The sequence below is a fragment of the uncultured Corynebacterium sp. genome, assembly GCF_946998835.1.
GTDB lineage: Bacteria > Actinomycetota > Actinomycetes > Mycobacteriales > Mycobacteriaceae > Corynebacterium.
On record NZ_CAMQAZ010000017.1, the window covers coordinates 12418 to 37396 of the forward strand.

21 protein-coding genes are annotated in these 24979 nt (G+C 59.5%); 15 read left to right on the forward strand and 6 right to left on the reverse strand.

What is annotated here, in order from left to right; all coding sequences use genetic code 11:
- Positions 1 to 133: 133 nt before the first annotated feature.
- Positions 134 to 1801 carry an exonuclease domain-containing protein gene (locus Q0U90_RS07105; RefSeq protein WP_297452972.1) on the reverse strand — a complete coding sequence of 556 codons (1668 nt, stop codon included), beginning with the start codon at positions 1799 to 1801 and terminating at the stop codon, positions 134 to 136.
- 333 nt (positions 1802 to 2134) lie between these two features.
- Here Q0U90_RS07105 and Q0U90_RS07110 point away from each other — a divergent pair, with 333 nt between their 5' ends.
- The gene (locus Q0U90_RS07110; RefSeq protein WP_048758902.1) at positions 2135 to 2377 is read left to right on the forward strand and encodes a HigA family addiction module antitoxin; all 243 of its coding nucleotides are present in this window, start codon (positions 2135 to 2137) and stop codon (positions 2375 to 2377) included.
- Between the two features lie 340 nt (positions 2378 to 2717).
- Here the strand turns inward: Q0U90_RS07110 and glgX are convergent, their stop codons facing one another.
- Entirely contained in the window at positions 2718 to 4859 is a 2142-nt protein-coding gene (gene glgX, locus Q0U90_RS07115) for a glycogen debranching protein GlgX (RefSeq protein WP_297452974.1), read from the reverse strand.
- Between the two features lie 274 nt (positions 4860 to 5133).
- Here glgX and Q0U90_RS07120 point away from each other — a divergent pair, with 274 nt between their 5' ends.
- The 5 genes from Q0U90_RS07120 (at position 5134) to Q0U90_RS07140 (ending at position 10498) form a co-directional block, all read left to right on the forward strand.
- Positions 5134 to 6630, forward strand: a complete 1497-nt coding sequence (locus Q0U90_RS07120; RefSeq protein WP_297452976.1) for a methylmalonyl-CoA carboxytransferase subunit 5S — start codon at positions 5134 to 5136, stop codon at positions 6628 to 6630.
- A 24-nt stretch (positions 6631 to 6654) separates the two neighbouring features.
- Positions 6655 to 8268 carry an acyl-CoA carboxylase subunit beta gene (locus Q0U90_RS07125; protein WP_297452978.1) on the forward strand — a complete coding sequence of 538 codons (1614 nt, stop codon included), beginning with the start codon at positions 6655 to 6657 and terminating at the stop codon, positions 8266 to 8268.
- Complete coding sequence (locus tag Q0U90_RS07130) at positions 8268 to 8573, forward strand: hypothetical protein (protein ID WP_297452981.1); 306 nt, start codon at positions 8268 to 8270, stop codon at positions 8571 to 8573. The genes Q0U90_RS07125 and Q0U90_RS07130 overlap by 1 nt, the downstream gene beginning before the upstream one ends.
- A 73-nt stretch (positions 8574 to 8646) precedes the next feature.
- Positions 8647 to 9006 carry a biotin/lipoyl-containing protein gene (locus Q0U90_RS07135; RefSeq protein WP_297452983.1) on the forward strand — a complete coding sequence of 120 codons (360 nt, stop codon included), beginning with the start codon at positions 8647 to 8649 and terminating at the stop codon, positions 9004 to 9006.
- A 127-nt stretch (positions 9007 to 9133) separates the two neighbouring features.
- Positions 9134 to 10498, forward strand: coding sequence for a Na+/H+ antiporter NhaC family protein (locus Q0U90_RS07140; RefSeq protein ID WP_297452985.1), 1365 nt, complete (start codon positions 9134 to 9136; stop codon positions 10496 to 10498).
- Positions 10499 to 10522: 24 nt separating this feature from the next.
- Here Q0U90_RS07140 and Q0U90_RS07145 read toward each other — a convergent pair whose 3' ends face one another.
- A complete protein-coding gene (locus Q0U90_RS07145; protein WP_297452987.1) occupies positions 10523 to 11191 on the reverse strand; it encodes a TetR family transcriptional regulator in 669 nt (222 codons plus the stop codon).
- 190 nt (positions 11192 to 11381) lie between these two features.
- Between Q0U90_RS07145 and bioB the strand changes: the two genes are divergently transcribed.
- The 6 genes from bioB to nadC all read left to right on the forward strand — a co-directional run bounded on the left by bioB (position 11382) and on the right by nadC (position 17224).
- Complete coding sequence (gene bioB, locus Q0U90_RS07150; protein WP_297452989.1) at positions 11382 to 12389, forward strand: biotin synthase BioB; 1008 nt, start codon at positions 11382 to 11384, stop codon at positions 12387 to 12389.
- A gap of 70 nt (positions 12390 to 12459) precedes the next feature.
- A complete protein-coding gene (locus tag Q0U90_RS07155) occupies positions 12460 to 12681 on the forward strand; it encodes a hypothetical protein (protein WP_297453037.1) in 222 nt (73 codons plus the stop codon).
- Positions 12682 to 12755: 74 nt separating this feature from the next.
- Positions 12756 to 13391: a hypothetical protein gene (locus Q0U90_RS07160; RefSeq protein ID WP_297452990.1), complete on the forward strand. Its 636-nt coding sequence runs from the start codon at positions 12756 to 12758 to the stop codon at positions 13389 to 13391.
- A gap of 352 nt (positions 13392 to 13743) precedes the next feature.
- Positions 13744 to 14766, forward strand: coding sequence for a quinolinate synthase NadA (gene nadA, locus Q0U90_RS07165; RefSeq protein WP_297453039.1), 1023 nt, complete (start codon positions 13744 to 13746; stop codon positions 14764 to 14766).
- The gene (nadB, locus tag Q0U90_RS07170; RefSeq protein WP_297452992.1) at positions 14735 to 16336 is read left to right on the forward strand and encodes an L-aspartate oxidase; all 1602 of its coding nucleotides are present in this window, start codon (positions 14735 to 14737) and stop codon (positions 16334 to 16336) included. Before nadA ends, nadB begins: the two co-directional genes overlap by 32 nt.
- A 6-nt stretch (positions 16337 to 16342) precedes the next feature.
- A complete protein-coding gene (gene nadC, locus Q0U90_RS07175; RefSeq protein ID WP_297452994.1) occupies positions 16343 to 17224 on the forward strand; it encodes a carboxylating nicotinate-nucleotide diphosphorylase in 882 nt (293 codons plus the stop codon).
- 50 nt (positions 17225 to 17274) lie between these two features.
- Here the strand turns inward: nadC and Q0U90_RS07180 are convergent, their stop codons facing one another.
- The 3 genes from Q0U90_RS07180 to Q0U90_RS07190 all read right to left on the reverse strand — a co-directional run bounded on the left by Q0U90_RS07180 (position 17275) and on the right by Q0U90_RS07190 (position 21437).
- Positions 17275 to 17850: a hypothetical protein gene (locus Q0U90_RS07180; RefSeq protein WP_297452996.1), complete on the reverse strand. Its 576-nt coding sequence runs from the start codon at positions 17848 to 17850 to the stop codon at positions 17275 to 17277.
- Positions 17851 to 17900: 50 nt separating this feature from the next.
- Entirely contained in the window at positions 17901 to 19652 is a 1752-nt protein-coding gene (locus Q0U90_RS07185; RefSeq protein ID WP_297452997.1) for a hypothetical protein, read from the reverse strand.
- Between the two features lie 78 nt (positions 19653 to 19730).
- Positions 19731 to 21437 (reverse strand): hypothetical protein, encoded by a 1707-nt coding sequence (locus Q0U90_RS07190; RefSeq protein ID WP_297452999.1) that lies wholly within the window; start codon positions 21435 to 21437, stop codon positions 19731 to 19733.
- 295 nt (positions 21438 to 21732) lie between these two features.
- Here Q0U90_RS07190 and hisD point away from each other — a divergent pair, with 295 nt between their 5' ends.
- The 3 genes from hisD to hisB all read left to right on the forward strand — a co-directional run bounded on the left by hisD (position 21733) and on the right by hisB (position 24949).
- The gene (gene hisD, locus Q0U90_RS07195; RefSeq protein ID WP_297453000.1) at positions 21733 to 23085 is read left to right on the forward strand and encodes a histidinol dehydrogenase; all 1353 of its coding nucleotides are present in this window, start codon (positions 21733 to 21735) and stop codon (positions 23083 to 23085) included.
- The gene (locus Q0U90_RS07200; protein ID WP_297453002.1) at positions 23085 to 24245 is read left to right on the forward strand and encodes a histidinol-phosphate transaminase; all 1161 of its coding nucleotides are present in this window, start codon (positions 23085 to 23087) and stop codon (positions 24243 to 24245) included. Before hisD ends, Q0U90_RS07200 begins: the two co-directional genes overlap by 1 nt.
- Before the next feature lie 65 nt (positions 24246 to 24310).
- Complete coding sequence (gene hisB, locus Q0U90_RS07205) at positions 24311 to 24949, forward strand: imidazoleglycerol-phosphate dehydratase HisB (protein WP_048758286.1); 639 nt, start codon at positions 24311 to 24313, stop codon at positions 24947 to 24949.
- Positions 24950 to 24979: the final 30 nt, after the last annotated feature.

Here is a 24979-nt window from a genome sequence, read left to right on the forward strand (position 1 = left end):
TTCCCCTTTATACCGCCCACCAGGAAAAGCTGCTGCCTAACCGCTGCGGCAGGAGCTGAATCCTGGCCTATGGCTACTGCCAGTTATTGGATTTTGTCCCAGAAAAGCGCAGAAAGCCCCCAACAAGATGGCCTTAGAAAGGTGGCATTCCGTCATCGCCCGGCAGGGAAGTGGAACCGAACAGCGGCACAGATTCGCCAGCGCTATCTCTGCTGGTGGAATTGGCTGCCCTGGTAGCGCCAGTCGTTCCAGCCGCGGCCTCACCCGTCCCTGACGCACCGTCCTCTTCCGGATTCAGACCGAGTGCGGTGAAGAGCTCTTTCTCGCTCCAGATCTCAATCTCTTGCCCCTCAGCCTGAAGCTGCCGAGCCCGCTTTTCCTTGGAGGTCACCGAATCCCACGGACCGGCGACCAAAATGGTTGTCTTTTTCGTGACACCCTTATTGATGTTCGCGCCCGCAAAGGCAATCTTGTCCCACAGGAAGCCCTTGTCATACGGTGAAAAATCACCAGTTAGCGTCACGCGCTGCTGGTACAAAAGCCCACTGGGATCCGCGTCCGGATTCGGATCCGGAATTTTATCCGGCGTCTTGGCCGCATCCCACTTGGCGTTACGACGCGGACGACGCGCCGGAGCCGAACCACCCGATTTCGGCCCAGTACCCGCACCAGGGCCAGTTCCGGCGTTGGTTCCTGCACCCGTGTTAGCGACACCTGCCGGGTCGTAGCGCACCATCCGCACCCGACCACTGCCAATCTGCCCCAGGCTCAGCGAGACTTTCTGGCTCAAATCCGCCACAGACGTCGCCCGCTGCTGTTCCATCAGCCACAGCGCTACCTCAGCACATGCGACCGCATCCGCCGTCGCATCATGATGATTCTCCAGCGACGTCCCCGCGGCCTCCGCCAACGTTGGTAGTTTCAAATTCGGCAGTCCCAATTGCATCTGCCGGGCCCACATGTAGGTACACGCAAAGTTCAACTTCGGTGCTGCGATGCCCTCGGCCCGGCACGCCCGCGACAGTGCCGTGAAATCGAACCGCGCATTGTGAGCAACTACGTCCAGGTCGCCGACGACATCAACGAACTTCGCCAGCTGCTCCGGAAATGCTGGTTCACCAGCCACATCAGCTGCTGTAATGCCATGAATCGCCACATTGGCCTCATCGAAGTACTCCAGCCCCTTCGGCGGTCGACACATCCAGGAATAACGCTCCGTCACCTTCCCGTCACGCACGATTGCAACACCAAGCTGAATAATCGAGCCCGTGTCCTCGTTCGCCGTCTCCACATCGAACGCCGCAAAGGGCGCGATATCCGACGCGGCAACCTCATCGCCCGAAGGCAGCGGTGCAAAAGGCACAGAGTGCTTTACGACGTCCCCCGCGCCCTCAACTACACTGACACCCTCGGTGACCGCCGCGCGTTGCGCCACCCACGGCATCAAAGTGGCAGAAAAAGCATCAGCGGAGTTGTAGAACTCCGGATTCTTGGCCATCTCTGCCATGAGAGCTGCCAGTAACTGTGCCGCGGCCTCCCGATGCGGCATCACGCGAGCCTTCGGTAGAGCTGCTCCCAGGTCGACCGTGCCGGGGAAAAAGCGTTTGGGCGGAGTGTAGGTACCGTTTTTACTTGCGGCTGCGGCCTCCGCGACGTCGGCAAGCGGAAGGGGCTTTGCGGGAGCAGTGCTGGCCGTGTTGATGGTGGGGGTGAGGCGGAGCCCATCTGCGGTAATAGTCACCGTGTCGCCGGTGAGCTCGAAGACGACGGCGGGCTCGGAGGATGGCGTGGTCGTAGTCATGCACTAGATGGTAGCGCCGATGGCGGATTGAGCCTTATAGCGGCTTCGGTACCTGCGCTTTTCTTCGCGTATGTGCCGCGAAGGCGTGGTGTCGAAGATGTGGAAATGTTCACAGAAATAGGAATATTTTTGGTGCATTCGGGCAGTGGGGGTGTCTGTACCCCTGTAAACCACATGTTTTGGGGTATTAAATGTCCGGATGCATTTTGAGTGGGCGCTACTTATACTTTTCGACGAATGGCGGTAACTCGTCGTTCGAGCTTTCGAGCTCAAGCGAAGGGCAAAGCGGAAACAACGTATGCCAGTGAAGCGATGAAATAAGGAGTAAACAATTTGAGCACGCATCCTGTGCACCCTGGTTCTATCCTGAACGACAATTTCCTCGAGCCACAACATCTGTCCATCTACCGACTGGCTCTCGCCATCGGCGTGCCAAGCTCGACCCTGGAGCGCTTTCGCACTGGCCGCACTGCGGTCACCACTGACCTCGCAAATCGACTGTCCGACTACTTTGACACTGAGCCGGAGTACTGGTTGAACTCTCAGGCGGAGTTCAATATGCGCGCATCTGCGTAAGAAGGCTTCACACGAGCTCGGCTCCCATTGGACTGGTGGCGGCTGGCCAACGCAAGTTACCGACTGCGGTTATGGCTGGCGACGGCGGGTCAACGCGAGTTACTGACCGCGTTTATAGCAAAAATCGCCCGAAAAATGGTCTGAAAGTGTCATAAACTTGCACAGTTTCACATTTGCAGCCCGTAATTTTTGGTCCTTAACCCTGTTTTGAGTTGACCTCAGAGCCACCCCCCCTGCCAGTGGAAGAAAAATCTTCCGCCGACAGGGGATTTTTGTGTAGGCCCAGGCTCAGGCCCAGGCCTCGACCCAGGCGCGCCCCGCACTACGGGGGCCAATCCGGCTAATGCCGCTCCATCAGCACAATGGTCGAACGGGCTGGAACGCGGAGCTCACCCTCCGGCTCAACGAGACGCTCGCGAGTCGGGCGCCCGGTAATTTCCGTGGTGTCAATGATGACTTCCCAGCTGTGTGCGTACTCGGTGCCCGGAATCTGGAACATGATGTCCTCGTGGTGGGCATTGAAGCACAACAGGAAGGAGTCGTCCTCAATCCTGTGGCCGCGGCGGTCGGGCTCAGTAATGGCATCGCCGTTGAGCCAGACCATCAGTGACTTACCGAAGTCGAAGTTCCAGTCATCGGTGGTCATGACACGGCCCTTGTAGGTCAGCCAGGCAATGTCACGGTCGTCGGTCTCGGCACCCAGCGGACCACCGCGCAGGAAGCGGCGGCGACGGAATACGGGGTGCTCAGAGCGTAGCTCAGTCAGGAATTGAGTGAATTCAACCAGTTCAGAGTTGGTGCGTGTCTGGTTCCAGTCCACCCATGACAGTCGGTTGTCCTGGCAGTAGACGTTGTTGTTGCCCTTCTGGCCACGTCCCATTTCGTCGCCATGACTAATCATCGGAGTGCCCTGGGACAGCAGGAGAGTGGTCAGGAAGTTACGGCGCTGACGGGCACGCAGCGAAATAACGCGCTCGTCGTCAGTGGGGCCTTCCACACCACAGTTCCACGAACGGTTGTGGGACTCGCCATCGCGATTGTCCTCACCATTGGCCATATTGTGCTTTTCGTTGTAGCTGACCAGGTCGTTGAGAGTAAAACCATCGTGCGCGGTCACGAAGTTAATCGACGCGGTGGGGCGGCGGTCATTGTTTGCATACAAGTCGGAGGAGCCGGTGATACGCGACGCGAATTCGCCGAGCGTAGATGGCTCGCCGCGCCAGAAGTCGCGGATGGTGTCGCGGTACTTACCATTCCATTCAGTCCACTGGGGCGGGAAGTTACCGACCTGGTAGCCGCCTTCGCCGACATCCCATGGCTCTGCGATGAGCTTGACTTGGCTGACAATCGGGTCCTGCTGTACCAAATCAAAGAAGGCAGACAAGCGATCGACATCGTGGAATTCTCGGGCGAGCGTGGAGGCCAAATCGAAGCGGAAGCCGTCGACATGCATCTCGGAGACCCAGTAACGCAGCGAATCCATAATCAGCTGCAGGGAGTGCGGGTGGCGCACATTTAGGGAGTTACCGGTACCGGTGTAGTCCATGTAGTGCTGGCGGTCGCCTTCAACCAAGCGGTAGTAGGCTTCGTTGTCGATGCCTCGGAAGCAGATGGTTGGGCCCATATGATTGCCCTCAGCGGTGTGGTTGTAGACCACATCGAGGATGACCTCAATACCCGCATCGTGGAACGCTCGCACCATGCCCTTGAATTCGCTGACTGCCCCGCCCGGCTTTTGGGAAGCCGCGTAGTCCTGGTGCGGAGCCAGGAAGCCAAAGGTGTTGTAGCCCCAGTAGTTGCGCAGGCCCTTTTCGCGCAGGTGATCGTCCTGGAGGAATTGGTGGACAGGCATCAGTTCGATAGCCGTGGCGCCGAGATCCTTCAGGTAGTCGATAATCGCAGGATGAGCGAGACCGGCATAGGTGCCACGTAGCTCCTCCGGAATATCCGGGTGAGTCATGGTCATGCCCTTGACGTGGGCCTCGTAAATCACCGTTTCGTTGTACGGCGTGCGCGGCGCGCGGTCCGCACCCCAGTCGAAGAACGGGTTGATGACCACCGAGGTCATGGTGTGGCCCAGACTGTCCTCGGTGTTGCGCTTTGAGTGGTCATGAATGTCGTAGTTGAACAGCGAGGGATGGCCGTCGAAGTCGCCGTCGAAAGCCTTGGCGTATGGGTCGACCAGTAGCTTGTTGGGGTCACAACGCTTACCGTTGGCAGGGTCGAATGGGCCATGCACGCGATAAGCATAGCGCTGGCCCGGCATGATGGACGGGATGTAGCAGTGCCAGATATGCGCATCGACTTCTTCCAGCTCAATGCGGGTCTCTTCGCCCTCGGCGCTAATCAGACAAAGCTCTACTTTTTCCGCAACATCGGAAAAGAGCGCAAAGTTGGTGCCAGCGCCGTCGTAGGTAGATCCGAGCGGATAAGGCTCGCCCGGCCACACTTGATAATCGCCGACTGTATTTGCTTGGTTCATGTGACTACCTTAACCGTTTTGTAAAATTCGCGAGCCTTTTCGGGTTCGCGTGGGCGAGGAAACATTCCCATCCATCGAGCGTACCCCGCTAAAACGACCGTCTATCAAAATATCGGGTTGAACGGTTAAGAACGTAAATTGCGTGCAAAAGTACGCATTTAACCCTGCTTGTGGGCAATTTAGGCCCCCCAAACACACCTCTTCAGTGCCCGCACCCCCAATATTCGCGGTCACCAACGCGCGAAGTTCAGCAAAGGGCTTTAGTTTTGGACTTATGAGTCCACGAACCATTGGTGTAACGGAAGTAGCGTTCCGAGATGCTCATCAGAGCCTCATGGCAACGCGAATGGCTATGGAAGACATGGTCGATGTCTGTGAAGAAATGGACAAGGCCGGTTTTTGGAGTGTGGAGTGCTGGGGTGGCGCAACCTTTGACGCTTGCATCCGCTTCCTCAATGAAGACCCCTGGGAGCGCCTGCGGACATTCCGCAAGTTGATGCCCAACAGCCGCCTGCAGATGCTGCTGCGTGGCCAGAACCTCCTCGGCTACCGCCACTACGAAGACATGGTGGTCGACAAGTTCGTCGAAAAGTCCGCAGAAAACGGCATGGACGTATTCCGCGTTTTTGACGCCCTGAACGACCCTCGCAATCTCGAGCACGCCATGCGCGCTGTCAAAAACGTCGACAAGCATGCGCAGGGCACGATCTGCTACACGACGTCTCCGCTTCACGACGTTGACGGGTACATCAAGCTCGCAGGTCGTCTACTCGACATGGGTGCGGACTCCATCGCGCTGAAGGACATGGCTGCGCTGCTGAAGCCGCAGCCGGCTTACGACATTATCCGCGGAATCAAGGAAACCTACGGCGAGGACACCCAGATTAACGTCCACTGTCACTCGACTACCGGTGTCACGATGGTCACCCTGATGAAGGCCATCGAAGCCGGTGCAGATGTTGTGGACACGGCAATCTCGTCAATGTCGCTCGGCCCGGGACACAACCCGACTGAGTCGCTGGTGGAGATGCTGGAGGGTACCGGCTACACCACCGACCTGAACATGGACAATCTGATCACGATTCGTGACCACTTCCGCAAGGTGCGTCCGAAGTACGCAGAGTTCGAGTCCAAGACCCTGGTCAACACCGACATCTTCATGTCGCAGATTCCAGGTGGCATGCTGTCGAACATGGAAAATCAGCTCAAGGCCCAGGGCGCGGGCGACCGCGTTGATGAGGTTATGCGAGAGGTGCCAATCGTTCGCAAGGATGCCGGCTACCCGCCGCTGGTGACACCGAGCTCGCAGATCGTCGGCACGCAGGCTGTGTTCAATGTGCTGATGGGACGCTACAAGGTCATGACCGCCGAGTTCGCCGACCTCATGCTCGGCTACTACGGCCAGTGCCCGGGTGAGCGAAACCCAGAGCTGATCAAACAGGCAGCGGAGCAGACCAAGAAGGAAGAAATTACTGTCCGCCCGGCTGATCTGCTCGAGCCCGAGTGGGATGACCTGGTCGCGCAGGCCAAGGAGCTAGACGGTTACAACGGCACCGCCGAAGACGTCCTGACCAACGCCCTGTTCCCGTCCGTCGCACCGGGATTCTTTACCACTCGCGGCGAAGGGCCGAAGAACGTCGGCAAGACCGCCGAACAGCTCAAGCGCGAGGCAGAGCAAGCCTCTGGCGCTGCCAATGCCATTCGCGAGCCAATACGCTACAAGGTCACCGTCGGCGGTCGCTCGCAGACCGTTCAGGTGGAACCCGCCTAGGAACATCGGGGAGAAGAGATAGCAATGTCGCAAAGTTCAGCAAACCAGCCGAATTCGGCGGACGCCGTCGCGCCGGGCGTCGACGCCTCTATGGAGGAGCGCCTGGAGTACTTGGATGCTCAGCGCCAGCGTGTTGAGGCCGGCGGCGGTGAAGCCCGCCAGGCCAAGCAGCACGAGCGTGGCAAGATGACTGCCCGCGAGCGCATCGACAACTTCGTCGACGAAGGCACCTTCCGTGAAACCGGCATGTTCATGACTCACCGCACCACCGACTTCGGCATGGACTCCGCCGACGCGCCTGCCGACGGCGTGGTCACCGGCACCGCCGCGGTTCTCGGCCGCGCAGTCCATGTGGCCTCCCAGGACTTCACCGTCATGGGTGGCTCCGCCGGTGAAACACAGTCCCGCAAGGTTGCGGCCACTATGCGTGCCGCTGCCGACAACGGCACCCCATTCGTATTTATCAATGACTCCGGCGGTGCCCGCATTCAAGAGGGTATTGACTCTCTGTCGGGCTATGGACAGGTCTTCTACAACAATGTCTGGCTCTCCGGTCTGGTGCCGCAGGTGTCCATCATCGCCGGGCCATGTGCCGGTGGCGCAGCCTACTCTCCGGCGCTGACCGACTTCATCATTCAGACCCGCAAGGCGCAGATGTTCATTACCGGCCCGGGTGTTATCAAGTCTGTTACGGGTGAAGAAGTTACTTCTGAGCAGCTCGGTGGCGCTGATGCGCACATGGCCAAGGCCGGAAATATCGACTTTGTTGCCGACGATGATGAGCAGGCCATCCTGATCGCGCAGAAGCTCCTAAGCTTCCTGCCGCAGAACAACACCGAAGAGCCGCCAATCGTCGACCCGGTATTCGATGCCGAGCCGGATCCAGAGCTCCGCAACATCGTTCCCGTCGATGGCAAGAAGGGCTACGATGTCCGCGAGGTCATCATCCGCATTGCGGACAATGGCGATTTCCTCGAGTGCCAAGCTGGCTTTGCCACCAACCTGGTCGTTGGTTTTGGTCGCGTTCTGGGGCGTACCGTCGGCTTCGTCGCCAACCAGCCGAACGTGATGTCCGGTGTGCTGGACATTAATTCCTCGGACAAGGGTGCCAAGTTCATCCGCTTCTGCAATGCCTTTAATATCCCGCTGGTCACCCTGGTTGACGTTCCTGGCTTCATGCCAGGCGTCACTCAGGAGCACGGTGGCATCATCCGCCACGGCGCAAAGATGCTCTACGCATACTCCGCCGCGTCTGTGCCCAAGGTGACCGTCGTCATGCGCAAGGCCTACGGTGGTGCGTACCTGGCGATGTGCTCGAAGGACCTCGGCGCGGACTACGTGTTCGCATGGCCGACCGCAGAGATCGCGGTGATGGGTGCAGAAGGCGCGGTCAACGTGGTCTTCCGCAAGGAAATCGCTGCTGCGGGCGACGAGGAAGAGCAGGCGCGCGTGCGCGAGGAGCGCATCGCCGAATACAAGACGCGCTTCTCGACGCCATATGTAGCCGCCTCGCGCGGACTGGTCGATGACGTGATTGATCCGGCTGAAACCCGCCTGCGTGTGGCTGACGCCCTGTCGGTTTTGCGTAACAAGCGCGAGGTTCGCCCGGCCAAGAAGCACGGATTGGGGCCACAGTAATGGGTGACAGCATCGGTGAGATTAAGGAGCTGCGAGCGCTGGTTGCTGAACTGACCGACCGGTTAGATGCGACCTCGACTAGCTTGCAGAAGGCCACGGCACGCCTGAACCAGGCAGAAAACGAACTGGCTGAACTGCGCAAACGCGTGGATGCGGATATTCCGGAAGATACGGTCATCGCTATTTCGGCTGCGGTGTCGGCATACCTCGGTAACCGCGGCAAGGTGAAGGCAATTCGATACAACCGCCACAAGACGTGGGCTGCGCAGGGCCGCCAGGTTCAGCAGCAGCGCACTCTGCGCTAGGTGAGCATCTTCGCCAACCGACTTATTTGAGTCCGACTCATTGACTTTTTGCTTAGTAAAGGATTGTTGAGCCATGAAATTGAAAGTGACCGTAGGCGGCATTGCCTACGATGTCGATGTTGAAGTGGTTGAGGAACCAAAGCGCCTTTCGCCCATCGTTCTGGGTGGATCGTCCAGCGCCTCTGTCGAGCCGGCCACCGCCAGTGTCTCCGGTGTCTCCGCCAATTCGGTGGTAGCTCCGCTGGCGGGTTCGGTCAGCAAGATTTTGGTCGAGGAAGGCCAGGCGATTGAGGCAGGGGAGGTGCTGCTCATCCTCGAGGCCATGAAGATGGAAACCGAGATTACGGCACCGAACGCCGGTACCGTCGGCGCCATTCATGTTGAAGTCGGCGATGCGGTGCAGGGAGGACAGGGGCTCGTCTCAATCGACTAGCGCAAACTCGGTCGCGCATGTGGCCCAGTTGCATTCGTGCGGCATTAGCCGGGGTGAAATGTTTTGGGGTGAAATATTACTAGCCCCGGTTGCTGGAAATACTTAAGGTTGCCTTAATATTTTCCTTATGAATGCCGTTCTTCTCGCCGTTTTGGTGATGCTAATCCTGGCGGTCTGCCGGGTACACGTTGTGCTTGCGCTGTTTATCGGCGCTTTGGTCGGCGGACTTTCCGCCGGCATGGGGCTTGATGCAACCATGGTGGCCTTCCAGGAAGGTCTCTCTGGTGGCGCCAAAATCGCCCTGAGCTATGCCATGCTGGGTGCCTTCGCTATGGCTGTGGCATCCTCTGGTTTGCCTAAACTGCTGGCTGACTGGCTGATTGCTAAGATCGGTGCAGAGGATGAAGGCACCAAATCTAAAGCAGAGGCATGGACTAAGTGGGGCATGGTCGCCGGTATTTTGACCATGGCCATCATGTCGCAGAACCTGATTCCGGTTCACATTGCTTTTATTCCACTGATTATCCCGCCATTGTTGCCGGTCTTTAACCGTCTCAACATCGACCGCCGAATGATGACCAGCGTGATGACCTTCGGTTTGATCACCACGTACATGTGGGTTCCGGTCGGATTCGGTGCTATCTTCCTGAACGACATTTTGCTGGGTAACATCGAAAAGGCCGGTCTTGATGTCTCCGATATCAACATCATGGCCACGATGGGTATCCCGGCTCTCGGTATGCTGACCGGTCTGGCCATTGCCGTCTTCTTCTCCTACCGGAAGCCACGGCATTACGAAGACCTGCCAATCGCAGAGTCCTCGCATACGGAATCGCAGTCTGATGAACCGGTGTCGAAGTATCGGGTCATCGTCGCTCTCGTCGCAATTGTGGTGACCTTCGTTGTTCAGATTGTGATGAACTCCATGGACACCGACGCAGATCCTCTGCTGATTGGTGCGCTCACTGGTCTGGCAATCTTCATGCTCACCGGTGCCGTGCGCTGGCGTGAAGCCGACGACGTCTTCACCGCTGGTATGAAGATGATGGCCCTGATCGGCTTTATCATGATTTCCGCGCAGGGCTTCGCCTCTGTGATGTCGGAATCTGGTCAGGTCGAGCCGCTGGTGACCGCCACCGCAGACCTGTTTGCAGGTAACAAACCAGCTGCTGCATTTGCCATGCTGGTCGTTGGTCTGGTGGTCACGATGGGTATCGGTTCGTCCTTCTCGACGCTGCCGATTATCTCCATCATCTACGTGCCGCTGTGCCTATCGCTGGGCTTTTCTCCGATGGCTACCGTTGCCATCATCGGTACTGCAGGTGCCCTCGGTGATGCGGGTTCGCCGGCATCGGACTCGACCCTCGGCCCGACGATGGGGCTCAATGCCGATGGGCAGCACGACCACATTCGCGATTCGGTTATTCCGACCTTCCTGCACTTCAACCTGCCGCTGCTGGCAGCTGGTTGGGTGGCAGCTCTGGTGCTCTAGTGCGCGAGTTCGCCGCTAGCCCCGCTATTTAGCAATCGCTGCAATCCCCGCGATAAAGAGCTCGGTTCCCAGTGCAATGCGCTGGCGGCCGAGCTCTTTGGCTTTTTCAGCCAAGTATTCAGGAGCTGTCTCGTTCTCATTGCCCTCACCGGTCCCGGCGTCATTATTGGCTTGAGGGCCCGTGCTGGCGGCTTTATCCTTGCCGACGGTGCCCTTGTCGACGTTTAAAGTTAGCGCACTGGCCGTTTGCTGGTCGACTGTCGCTCCGAGGATGAAATAGACGAGGACGGAGGCGGTATCAGCCGCTGATTTGATGCCGGTAGAAACTTCGGGTGCATTCTCCAGGACGTCGGCAAGCAATTGCTCGGGGCGAACCTTGGCGGTGCCTGTGGCGAGTGCGGCGGAGACGACCTCTGCGCCATCGCGATGAGCAGTGAGGCAGGAGTAGAGCAACTCGGCAATGGCTTCGGTGTCGGCACGCCAGTCGCCTGTGGGGGAAAACTCGGTGCAGGGAGCCAGGATGCGGTCCGCGACGGCGCCGAGCAGTGCCTGCTTAGAAGGGTAGTGCCAGTACATTGCGCCGGCGGCGGTGCCCAAGTGACGAGTCAGGCGGCGGATTGTGAGATCGCCAAGACCGTACTCGTTGAGGATGGTAAGAGCTGCGTCGACAATGATTTCCTTGGTCAATTGCACACTGCCTACCGTAGACGAAAGGGTAAATATCTGGAAGGAGGCTTGGGTTGAAAGGCAGGGCAAAAGCCCGCGACACGACGGGAATTGAACCTTGTTCGACAATCGGAGAATGCGGTATTAAGTTTGAGAACTGAACAATTTGTAAAACACTGTTCAAGTTCTATCCCCAGTCTCAAGGAGCGTCACCCCCATGACTCAACAGCAGCAGGACATTTTGGAACTCGCCCGGGAAAAGGTGCTCGGTCGCGGCGAAGGACTGAATTACGAGGAGACCTTGGCTGTTCTCAACCTCGATGACGACAGCATTGAGGATTTGCTGGCGCTGGCTCACGAGGTACGCCTGAAGTGGTGCGGCGAAGAGGTTGAGGTCGAAGGCATCATCTCGCTGAAGACCGGCGGTTGCCCAGAGGACTGCCACTTCTGCTCGCAGTCGGGCCTCTTTGAGTCCCCAGTGCGTTCGGCATGGCTGGACATTCCGGCGCTGGTCGATGCCGCCAAGCAGACTGCAAAGTCGGGCGCTACTGAGTTCTGCATTGTCGCTGCAGTCAAGGGTCCGGACGAGCGACTTCTCAGCCAGATGGAGCAGGCAGTTGCCGCTATTCAGGCAGAGGTTGATATCAACGTTGCCGCATCCATGGGAATCTTGACGCAGGAGCAGGTAGACCGCCTGGCAAAGGCGGGTATTCACCGCTACAACCACAACCTCGAGACTGCCAAGAGCTACTTCCCGCAGGTTGTTACCACTCACACCTGGGAAGAGCGCCATGACACCCTGCGCATGGTTGGCGAGGCAGGCATGGAGGTCTGCTGTGGTGGCATCTTGGGCATGGGGGAGACCCTTGAGCAGCGTGCTGAGTTTGCTCAGGACCTGGCGGCTCTCAATCCGACTGAGGTTCCGATGAACTTTCTTGACCCGCGCCCGGGCACCCCGTTCGCTGGTCGCGAGCCAATGCCGGCCAAGGACGCCCTGCGTGCCATCGGGGCCTTCCGCCTGGCACTGCCGAAGACCATCCTGCGTTTCGCTGGTGGCCGTGAGCTCACCCTTGGTGATCTGGGCGCAGAACAGGGCCTGCTTGGTGGCATCAACGCTGTCATTGTCGGCAACTACCTGACCACACTTGGCCGCCCGGCCGAGCAGGACCTGGACATGCTCGGCAAGGTGCGACTTCCCATTAAGGCTCTCAATGCAACCGTCTAGCACGCGGACATCTAACCCGAGCGTCGCGCGGAGGAAGAAAAAAGTCGACTCCACCGAGCTGCTGCAGGCGATGGTGCTGGGGGATGAGCCCAAGTTCGATCCGTTTACCGGTGCCGACCTTGAATCTGGTGAAGTGCGCGAACGCTCCTACGGGGCCAAGGCGGGGCTGGAGGCGCCTCGGTTCTGCCAGCTCTGTGGGCGGCGCATGGTGGTGCAGGTGCGTCCGGACGGTTGGACTGCACAGTGTTCGCGTCATGGCGAAGTCGACTCGGTTATGTTGGAGCAGCGCTAAGAAGTATCGGTAGTATCTGGGTGCTGCTAGGCATTCTGGTTTTGAATATGCGCCGTGAGGTAAATTAGTCAACTATGACTGTGAAAAATACCCGAGTCCCACACGTTGAGAAGAAGAGCGTGGCAATGGCCTCGGGTATTGTTCTTTTTTCCGTTGTAACAGGAACGATTGCTGGTTTGGCCTGGGCCTTCCTGCGACCAATGCAGCAAGTGCAAATCTTGGACAACGATCAGCTAGCCGTGGTCCAAGAAACGGTCGATGCAGGTTTCATCGGGATGCTCTGGTTTGTAGCTGTCACCGCAGTTAGCGGGTTAGCGCTGGGAATTGCTGCGTTCCGAAAGCGTCCGATTACCTCCCCGGTGCAGATGCTTACCGCAATGGGGTGGGCTGGGTTTTCCGCGTTGATGAGCTCGGCTGTGACGTATATCGTCGGCCAGTCTGTTGCGACATTGCGGCAGCCGGATTTGTCGGCATTGATGCCAGGTGAAATGCTCTCGGTAATTCCTGACTTCACAGCCTATGTGGCGTTGTTGGTCGCACCGCTGGTAGCGATGCTCGCGCTGTGGTCGCGGGTGCTGTTTCAAGAGGACTTCGCGGAGGGCAACGACAGCTCTGCGGCAGATGCCACAGAGATGAACAATGGCACAGACGGTGCCGCAGCGGCGGCCGGTACAGCACCGGATACGACCCCAGATTCGGCCACTAAGTGAGACCGTGAGGCCTGGTCGCTGGAGCCGTCGTAAAGCACTGTTTCTACTGAACAGGGGTAGTTATTGGGAAATAGGCTTATACAAGCCTTACAATTTTGGAAAATAGGTTCGTCCTCGATGTCGGTATTCGCCCCGTTTTAGGGGCTTTTTCGATATTCCGCGACGAGCTTAGGTCTCTTGCACTTGCCCGTTTGAGTCCGCTGCGAATGCCTCCGGGAACTGTCATCGGTAACGGTGACGACGTTGTTTTCGGTCGTAGCCACAGCCCATTGAAGTAAGGACGTAGTTTTCCGTGAATACCAGCCCTGCGGCCAATGCTCATGCTTCCAGCCTGCCGCGCCTTGAATCGGATCTGTACGCATCTGTCGTCGATAAAGATGGCCGCTACGGTGGCGTGGTCGCAGATGAGCAGTGGGCGCAGGAGATCAAGCGCCTCGCCCGCGAACGCAATGCCGTAATCCTCGCGCACAACTACCAGCTGCCGGAGATTCAGGATATCGCCGATTACACCGGTGACTCCCTGGGGCTTTCCCGCATTGCTGCGGAAACCGATGCCGACGTCATCGTCTTTTGTGGTGTCCACTTCATGGCGGAAACCGCCAAGATTCTGAGCCCGGAGAAGACCGTCCTCATCCCGGACGAGCGCGCTGGCTGCTCCCTGGCGGACTCCATCACCGCCGACGAGTTGGCCGAGTGGAAGGCTGAGAACCCGGGCGCGCTGGTCGTCAGCTACGTCAATACCACCGCAGACGTGAAGGCTCTGACCGACATCTGCTGTACTTCATCCAACGCCGTCGACGTGGTCAAGTCCATCCCGGAAGACCAGGAGATCCTGTTCAACCCGGATCAGTTCCTCGGCGCACACGTTCGCCGTGAGACCGGCCGCGACAACATCAAGGCATGGGCTGGCGAGTGCCACGTTCACGCCAACATCAACGGTGAGGAACTCGCGCACCGCGCGGAGGAGAACGCCGATTCGCAGCTGTTCATTCACCCGGAGTGCGGTTGCGCGAACTCGGCGATTTACCTCGCAGGTGAGGGCACCATCGAGCCGGAGCGCGTGCAGATGCTCTCCACTGGCGAGATGCTGACCGAAGCGCAGAAGCTGAAGGATGCTAAGCCCAACAGCAAGGTTCTTGTGGCCACTGAAGTGGGCATGCTCCACCAGCTGCGCAAGGCTGCTCCTGACGTCGACTTCGAGCCGGTCAACGACCGCGCTTCCTGCTCCTACATGAAGCTCATCACTCCGGCGGCACTGCTGCGCTGCCTCGTTGAAGGCACCGACGAAGTCGATGTCGATCCCGAGGTCGCCGACAAGGCACGCGCCTCGGTCGAGCGCATGATTGCTATCGGAAATCCAGGCGGGGGCGAGTAACACGTTTGGTCTACGCCCGTCATTCGACAGTTGGACATTAACGTGTGACCTCCTGGTCATCGGCGGGGGAGTCGCAGGGCTCAGTGCTGCGCGCCGAGCCATTGAGCTCGGCCTAGACGTGTTGGTCATCGACAGCGTCGAGTGGCGCGTCGGTGCCCGCAAACAGCTACGTTTCGCCGACGCTGCCACGAATCTCGCCCAGGGCGGGCTCGCCGTCGTCGGGCTTGACGACGACCCCAGCGGCCATGTGGCCAATGGGTTCGACGACACCACCGATTCCCATATCGCGGACACTCTCGATGCCGGTGCCGGACACTGCGATGAAGAGGCCGTGGCTTCCATCATCCGCGCCGGTGCCGCTACGACCGAGTGGCTGATTGGGCTGGGTGCCACATTCGACCCAGCACCGGATAACCCAGCCGTCTATTCCCGCACCAAAGAGGGCGGGCATCACGCGCGCCGCATCATTCATGCCGGTGGTGACGCCACCGGTGCCGAAATCGAGCGTGCGCTAGAGGCATCTGTCACTGGTGTGCGAGTGCTGCAAAACGCCACAGCCCGCCAGCTCATCGTTGGTAAAGACGGCCGTGTGCTGGGCGCTTTGGTAGCGGATCCCCGTGGTGGCGGCGCTATTCGTGCAGGCGCAACCCTGCTGGCTACTGGCGGGGTCGGCCATATTTACCGTGCGACCACGGCTCCCTCCGGTGCCCGTGGCGAAGCCATTGGTATGGCCTCCGACGCCCGTGCGGAGATTCGGGACATGGAATTTATCCAGTTCCACCCGACCGTGCTCTATGACGAGCGCTCAGCAGCAGACGGCACCGGTCGCAGGCATCTCATTAGCGAAGCTGTTCGCGGTGAGGGAGCCATTCTCGTCGACTCGCGCGGCAACAGTGTGACCGAGGGCGTTGACCCCCGCGGTGACCTGGCTCCGCGTGACATTGTCTCACGCGCTATCGCGACCCGCATGCGCGAACTCGGCGAGGATCACGTCTTCCTCGATGCACGTCACATCGACAATTTCGCCACCCGCTTTCCGACGATCACAGCGGGTTTGACCGCAGCGGAGATTGATCCGACTAAGGAGCTCATCCCGGTGGCCCCGGCGGTCCACTACACCTGTGGTGGCATTGCGGTCGATCCGTTCGGTGCCACCACCGTGCCAGGCCTCTTTGCAGCCGGCGAGTGCTCCGCGACGGGACTCCACGGTGCCAACAGGTTGGCATCCAATTCGTTGCTGGAGGGATTGGTCGTTGGCAAACGCGTGGCTGAAAAAGTCGCCGAAGCAGGCGTTGCACCGGCCGGGGACGAGGAGTTTGCGGCGGCGATTGAGAACCTGCCGCAGCTACGCCCGGAGCTGGAACCACGGCAGCTTTTCCAATTGCAGACTGCAATGCAGGAAGGCGCTGGGGTGACGCGCAATGAGCAGAGTTTGCGACAGGCGTTGGCGGTTGTCGACCGGCTCCCGCAATCGGTTCAGGTTGTGGCAGCAAGGAAAGTAGTCGAAGCAGCATTGGCGCGGCCATATACTTTGGGGTGCCACACTTGGTTTGAAAAGGACGAGGATTAGCTAACTATGACTTGTGAGAAGGACACGCTGCGCGGAGTGCTGAATGAAAACATCACCCGTGGCCTCATTCGGACCGCGCTGCAGGAGGATATGAGCTTCGGGCCAGATGTGACCTCGCTATCGACGGTCGCGGCATCTGCGCAGGCGCGCGCTCGCCTGGTGGCCCGCCAAGAGGGCGTTATTGCGGCTATCGATGCGGTCGAGTGGACGCTGCAGGAGGTCATCGCAGGTGAGTTCACCGTCGAAAAGCACGTGGAAGACGGCACCCTGGTGCATCCCGGCACAGTTCTGGCAACGATTTCTGCGCCGACTCGGGGACTGCTGACTGCCGAGCGCACGATGCTGAATATCCTCACGCACGCCAGTGGTGTGGCCACTGCGACGCGCCAGTGGGCCGACGCGATTGTCGGCACCGGTGCGCGGGTGCGTGACTCTCGGAAGACATTGCCGGGCCTGCGTAACCTGGAAAAGTATGCGGTGACCTGCGGTGGTGGTATCAACCATCGCTACGCATTGGGTGATGAGGCCCTGATTAAGGACAACCACGTGGTGGCCGTTGGCTCGGTGTCGGGTGCGCTGAAGAAGGTGCGCGCTCAGTATCCGGAGCTGCCGTGTGAGGTGGAAGTCGATACGCTGGCGCAGCTCGATGAGATCCTGCCGATGAAGCCGGACATCGTCATGCTGGACAACTTCGAGGTCTGGGAAACTCAGATCGCGGTGCAACGCCGCTCGCAGGTTTCGCCGGCAACACAGCTGGAGTCCTCCGGCGGGCTGACCATCGATGTGGCGCGTGAATACGCATCCTGTGGTGTCGACTACCTGGCTGTGGGCGCGCTGACCCACTCAGCCAAAGTCTTCGATGTCGGACTCGACTTCGACGAGCAGTAACTGATTCAGCCCCGGTATCGCTTCGTGGCTCTGACTACAGGCGACGGGGGCTACAGACGACGGGCGATTTCCGCGCCAATCTCGCTCAGAGCTGCTCCCCAGCGCGCCCGTGACGGTTCATCGCAGGTTTCCTGCGCGCGGTAGAGTGCCTTCTCCGCGGCACCGACATCGCCCAAGTGCAGGTGGCACTCAGCAATCTGCGCAAGCAACGGGACTGCCTGGATATTGAGCTTGTCGGACTGAAAAAGTCCCGCAGCCAACTCCAGGTGGTCGATGGCACGCCCCTGGTGGCCTCGACGAATTTCCGCCTGGCCGTTCAAGGTGTGCCACATTGCCCAGCGCAGGTGGCGCGGGGGAGTGGCCTCGGTCGGTTCGAAGCCGTCCTTTTCCAAGTTATCCAGCAAATCCAACCAGTCCGCGGCCTTGTCCATCAGCTTTGGTGCCGAGCCACGGATGGGGCGACCCAAGCTGTCCGTCTGCGGAGCATCAGCTTTGTCGCCGAGCTCCTCGAAGCCCTGCATCAGGGTTAGTGCCGCTTCCCAGAGGTTGTTTTCCTCAGCCAATGCCGTGGCGGCGTCGAAAAGCTGCTGCGGGCTAGAAGTCGCGGAATCACCAGAAGTAGTCATGGCTTAACACTCTACTTTGTGCCACCGACAGCACCGAAGTGGGCGGGGCGCTAGTAACCGTCGTCAAGCGACTGAATGATAATGACGTCGAGTGCATCGAGAACAGGATGCCCCTCCCACACGTCGCGGGGCAGAAGCTCTTCGACGCGCCGGGCATAGGCCGCGGCACCGTCGGTATCGCCGGCGTCGAGACGGTAGCGAACACCTGCCAAGAGCGCGCGGGCAGCTTCTTCGCCATCGCCGGACTGGAGGTAGCCCTCGGCGGCAGCTTCGACGTGGTCGATGGCCAACGTGTCGCGACCGGCGGAATAGAAGACGTAAGCGGCATCGTCGTGCCAGTCGGCGAGTGACCAGTCGTCGGAGATGAGCTTCTGGGAACGCAGCAGAAGGTCCTCGGCTTCGCTGAGCGTGTGGTCGATGGTGGCAGAAGCGTCCTCGGAGACGATTTCGGCGGTGAAATTGACGTCGAAATCGCCACAGCCATCGATGTCATCGGACTCTTCGGTGGAAATGACCAGGTCAATGACATGAATGATGGAACGCGCAGCCTGGCGGTAGGCCTTGGAGGCGCCCTTGGTGTCGCCACTGCGCTCAAGGTGTTCACCGTGTTCGATGAGTAGCTTTGCGGCATGGCGCGGATTGTTGCCGAGTCCCGCAGCCGTGGCAGCAATGGAGAATGCGGCATCAGTGCGTTCTTCATCGGCGGTAAACGCTGACCAGTGGGCAACCGGCTCGGCACAGCGCAGTGCCTCGTCAATCTCGCCGGCATCGAGCAGACTGCGGGCCAAAACGAGCTGAATATCCATCGTGATGGGGTTGACCGGCATTCCCTCGGCGCTGGCGAGTGCGCGGCGGGCAATCTCGGCGGATTCCGCGAACTCGCCGTGGGCGTTGAGAAGTGCGCAGAGTAGACGTACGCTGCGAAGCACTGCGACAGTGAGATCCGCGTCGAGACCAGCCTGCACAATTGGACGAAGCTGACGGATAGCCTCCGCCTCCTCGCCGGCTTCCAGCGAGAGGAAAGCCAAGAACTGGCGGGCTTCAATCGTGGTGGTGACAGGCTCTGACTGTGGGGCTGCCGCAACACCGGCGGTGATGCGGGCGGCCTTGCGTAGCTCACCACGGCTGTGCGCGAGCTGCGCCTGCAGCAGTTTCCGGTCATCGAAACTACTGCGTTTTGGGGCCCAACGAGCAGACCACTCAGAGAGCTGACCTGCAATTTCGGCCCGGCGCGCCAGTGATGCGGCAGCACCGGCGACAGCAGCGCCGACCAGGTAGTAATAGGCCTCGCCGGGTTGGGGAGTGGTGGCGATGATTTCCTTGGTAAGGCTAATTAGCTCGGGAATTTCGGAATCCTCGGGACGGCGACCGGTGATGGCATCACCCGGGTTTGCGTCGATGAAGGCCTCAGCTTCGGCAAAGGCTCCGTATGAGCGAGCGTGCAGAATCGCGGGGCGGATGTTGGCCTCGGTAGCCCAGCGTAACCATTCGGCTCGTGCGGCGGCGGCTTCTTCGACCAATTCCAGCTGGTCGGCAACTGCGTGTCTGAGTGCGTGGAACTCGCCAATGACATCGGGGGAGTCTGTTGGCGCATCGGCCAACCAGTGCGTGCGGGCGAACGTGGTGACAGCACGCCAACTGGTGACGTGGTCGAGGGTGGCACCGGCTGTGCGAGAGGCGGCCAGCAACTCCGGTAGAGAGTCCGGCAATTTCTTCAACGGAGTCGGCAGCGGCGGGAAGCTAAGAGCCTCACCATCAGCTCGGATTCCGGATTCAGAGTTTTCTTCTTCCCACCACACCATTGGGCTATTCTCGCCCGTGGCATCGGAAAGATGCAAAACTGATGGCGACTACGGTTTTACATTATCCCCAGTGCGCTTCTAATCGCGGTTCGTCAGAGTCCTCATTAGGTCGCGAACTTCATCGCGTACCGGATGGTCTGGGCCTACCAAGTCGCCGATACGAATCGCGAATTTGCGGGCGCAGTCATAGTTGTTATCGCTTACGGCAGCGCGCACGGCAATGGTCAGGGTGCGTGCGGCATCGGCAGGGGCATGGGCTTCTAAGAAAAGTTCGGCAGCCTCGTCGGCGTATTTGTACACCCCGTCGTTGTCCCAAACGGCCCAGCACAGTAGCGCCTGGGCCTCGTGCCACTTGGCCGATTCCCAAGACCCAACGACGTAACCGCGCGAGCGCTCCATCAGATGGTCGGTTAGCTCGCTCTCGGCGCCGACGTTACTGAGGGAGAGCGCGGCATCCATCAGGGTTTCTGCAGGTGAAATCGGGGACGAGTACCCGGCGCGAATATCGGCCAGGGCGTCGAAGAGCACCGCAGCATGTTCAGTATTTCCCTCGTGAATTGCCGATTCCGCCGCGATAGCACAGGAAAAATCAGTGCGCGCGGAATCCTGAGTGGGCTCAGACCACTTTGCCACCGTTTCTGCCTCATGGCCGGCATTGCGGAAATCTCCAAGCTCATAAAGCGCCGTTGCCTTTAGCAGCGCGATTTCCATGGTGACTTCGCAGTCAGGGTAATCTGCCGACACATCTTGAGCGCGCTGAGTTAGTTTCAGCATCTCTTCGGCGCCGGGTTTGTTGTGTGCCACCTCGAAGTTGATGTCGGCCATCTCTCGAACCGCGAGAATATGGTCAGTGTCGAGTTGGTGTTGGTTGGCAACTGCGATGTTGTTCGACAGCATTCGGAACGCGGTATCGCTATTGCCGGTTTCTATCGAGTACCGAGCCAAATTCTGTCGCAGCTCAAGGCCTGCAATCACTGATTGCTCGCCGATTACGTTGAGTTGCGAGGAGCAAAGCCGTGCCGCATCGACGACTTTTCCGGCCCGATGCAGTAGCGATGCTTCAGTCAGCGTCTTTGCCAGCGCAATCGACTCAAATTTATCCTCGTTTGGAAGCTGACGAATCATCTCATGCAGGTCGCGTGCCAAGTCCTCGCGGTTGACTATCCGCAAGGCACTGGCAACCCGGATTAGTGCATCCGTCAGTGCCGCACGCTTCTTCCATTGGCGGGGGCTAAAAGGCTCATCCGCTTCATCACTTGCCGACGTTTCCTGCAATCGCGGCCCAATCCCATCCTCGGTTACCGCACTGTGACTACCAGTTGGGGCATCCAGGTCGTCGGCAAGCACGAGTGCCCGGTACGAAGTGATTTCCCTGCTCATGCGTGCGATTAGCGGAATCTCTGACTCGGCGGCAGCGGAGGTGGGGCCGTCAGCGATAAAGGTGGTGTAGCGGCGGGCTTCGTCGGCGGCCAGTCGCGCCCGAGCACGCCAATACTCCGGGACATTGTCGTTATCGGAGGCCCAGACCATCCAATTCATAGCGGCATCGTGAGCCGCCGTCATCATTCCAAGAGATTCAGTGACCTCACGGGCAAGGCGGTAGAACGCGCCTACGTGCTTGGTAACGCCATGGGCTTCCGGAGCGGAGAAGAGCTTCGGGTCGTAGAAATGATGCGCGAAAACTGATTCCAGTTGACGCGTGACCAGGGAATTGTCGGCCGCGGCCGCATCCGCGTAGGCTGCGACGAGCTCCGGCAAATCCGGGCTGTTTCCGTTCTGGTTCAACAGCTGGCCTTTCTACGACGTGTTTCTACTTTCCCCAACACTGTAATAGGTCACTGTGGGAGGAAAAACTGCACCACAGTATGAGGGGTTAAATGGGGCAATCGGTATGAACCCTACGCGGGAAAGATATGCTTAGTTCATACTCGCGGGTGCCTTTGAGGGCGAATAGTAGCGAATCCAGTGGATAAAGTCTCTGGCTTTAACCCAGATTTTTACCGCTTTGTTGCCATTTCTGTGTTGCCCCGAAGTACTCACGTATGAATCCATCGTGCGAATAGGCGGTTACTAAGTAATTATGTTGTCCACTATTGATCTTCGCGGTCAGACTCCCACCACCGCCACTCTGCGTCGGGTGTTGCCCCGTGGGGCGGCGGATGTTGATTCGATGATTCCCACGGTCAAGCCCGTTGTCGATGACGTGGCAGCGCGCGGTGTGGACGCGGCGATGGAGTACTCCGAGAAGTTCGACGGAATCCGGCCGGCATCCATGCGGGTGCCTGCCGAGGTCATCGACGCCGCGGAAGGCGCGCTGGAAGACGATGTTCGCTCTGCTCTGCAGGAGTCCATCCAGCGTGTACGCGCCTTCCACGCTGCTCAGAAGCCGAATGACAAGACTGTTGAAATCCTCCCCGGCGGTACTGTCCGCGAGAAGTGGATTCCGGTTTCCCGTGTCGGCCTTTACGTGCCCGGCGGCAATGCCGTCTACCCGTCGTCGGTATTGATGAACGTCATCCCAGCTCAGGAAGCTGGTGTGGAGTCCCTCGTCGTCGCCTCTCCGCCGCAGGCTGACAACGACGGCTGGCCGCACCCGACCATTCTGGCTGCCTGCAAGCTGCTCGGCGTGACCGAGGTCTGGGCCGTCGGCGGTGCACAGGCCGTAGCCCTGCTCGCTTACGGCGATGAAAACGAGAACCTCGAACCGGTCGACATGGTCACCGGCCCGGGCAATATCTTCGTCACCGCCGCCAAGCGCCTGTGCCGCTCGGTCGTCGGCATCGATGCCGAGGCCGGTCCGACCGAGATTGCCATTCTCGCCGACAACACCGCTGACCCGGTCTCCGTCGCCTACGACCTGATTTCCCAAGCAGAGCACGATGTCATGGCCGCCAGCGTGCTCATCACCGATGACGCTGATTTCGCCGCCACCGTCGACCGCGAGGTCGAAAACCGCTACGAGGTCACCATGAACGCCGACCGCGTCCGTGAGGCGCTCACCGGCACGCAGTCTGGCATCGTGCTTGTCGACGACATGAATATCGGTGTCCAGGTTGCAGATGCTTACGCCGCTGAACACCTGGAGATCCACACCGAAAACGCTGCCGCCGATGCTGAGCGCATTACCAACGCTGGTGCAATCTTCATCGGACGCTTCTCGCCGGTTCCGCTGGGCGATTACTCGGCTGGCTCTAACCACGTGTTGCCGACCTCCGGTACCGCCCGCCACGCCTCTGGCCTGTCCACCCACACCTTCTTGAAGTCGGTCCACATGGTTGACTACGACGAGGCCGCGCTGAAGGAAGTTGCCGACAGCGTGGTCACTTTGGCCAATGAAGAACGACTGCCAGCTCACGGCGAGGCGATTCGCGCCCGTTTTGAGACGCTCCTGGACTCCGAGGACGATGGTGCAGCAAAGGGGAACGACAACTAATGAGCAACCAGTCTGACAAGCAGGCGCAGTCCGACAACCAGGCGCAGCCGTCGGTAGAAAAATTGGCACTGGCAGATTTGCCGCTGCGCGACGAGCTCCGCGGTGAGGAAGCCTACGGTGCCCCGCAGCTCGACGTCGATGTTCGCCTGAACACCAACGAAAACCCGTACCCGCCATCCGATGACCTCATCGCCGACCTGGTCGCGGAAGCGGAGAAGGTAGCCTCTGACCTCAACCGCTACCCAGACCGCGACGCAGTAGCACTGCGCACCGCACTAGCCGACTATGTCACCCGACAGACCGGTGTAGAAGTCACGGTCGACCAGGTGTGGGCCGCCAACGGCTCCAATGAAATTCTCCAGCAGCTGCTGCAGGCATTCGGCGGGCCGGGACGCAGCGCGATGGGCTTTGTCCCCAGCTACTCGATGCACCCAATCCTCTCGTCCGGCACGCAGACGGAGTTCATCGGCATCAATCGCAACCCGGAGACCTTCGACATCGACATGGACAGTGCACTCGCGGCAATTGCCGAGCACCGACCGGATGTCATCTTCATCACCACGCCGAACAACCCGACCGGCAACCTGACCACGCTCGCTGACTTGCGCCGCATTATTGAAGCCGCGCCGGGCATCGTCATCGTCGACGAGGCTTACGCCGAGTTCACTGAGGAGCCGTCGGCGACAACGCTGCTGGCTGAGTTCCCGTCGAAGCTGGTCGTCTCCCGCACGATGAGCAAGGCTTTCGACTTCGCAGGCGGCCGCCTCGGCTACTTTGTCGCCAATCCGGCATTCATTGATGCTGTGATGCTTGTGCGTCTGCCATACCACCTGTCGACGCTGACTCAGGCCGCTGCCACGGTTGCACTTCGCCACTCGGATGCGACGCTGTCGACCGTCGCAAAGCTTGCCGACGAGCGGGACCGCGTCGTCGCCGCCCTGAACAGCTATGGCTACGACGTGATTGACTCGTACTCGAACTTCGTCTTCTTCGGTCGTTTTGCAGATGCCCCGACGGCATGGCAGAGCTTCCTGGACGAGGGGGTACTCATTCGCGATGTTGGCGTGCCCGGTCGTCTGCGTGCCACTATTGGTCTGCCCAGCGAAAATGATGCGCTGCTGGCAGCTGCTAAAAAGTTGGCGGCGACCGCGCTGGCTTGAGCGGACATGCTGCTGGACCAGCCAATTGCGCTGGTAGATCCCCACTACAAGGAGAAATCTGACTTATGCACGCCAGTGATAAGGACCATCTGGAGGCCGAGCGCCCTGAGCGCGTTGGCCGTGTTGAGCGCGCCACCCGCGAATCGAGCATCGTCTGCTCGGTGAATCTCGATGGCACCGGCAAGACCGATATTTCGACAGGTCTGCCGTTCTTCGATCACATGTTGACCGCTTTCGGCTCCCACGGCAGTTTCGATCTGACGGTGCACGCCAACGGCGACACCGAGGTTGATGCGCATCACACGGTGGAGGATACCGGCATTGTGATGGGCCAGGCCTTCGCCCAGGCGTTGGGGGATAAGTCCGGCATTCGCCGCTTCGGTGACTGCTATATCCCGATGGATGAAACCCTGGCGCACGCAGTGGTTGACGTGTCTGGTCGCCCATATTTCGTTGGCACTGGGGAGCCGGAGCAGATGCTGACCGCCGTCATTGGTGGCCACTATGCGACTGTCATCAACGAGCACTTTTTCGAGTCCTTTGCTCTCAACGCCCGCATTGCCCTGCATGTTCGCTGCCTCTATGGCCGCGACCCGCACCACATCACCGAAGCCGAGTACAAGGCCGTTGCCCGCGCGCTGCGCGCGGCTGTCGAGGACGACCCGCGAGTCCACGGTGTGCCGTCGACGAAGGGAACCCTGTAGCAGGCAGTTGTAGTAGTCAGCTGCAGTAGG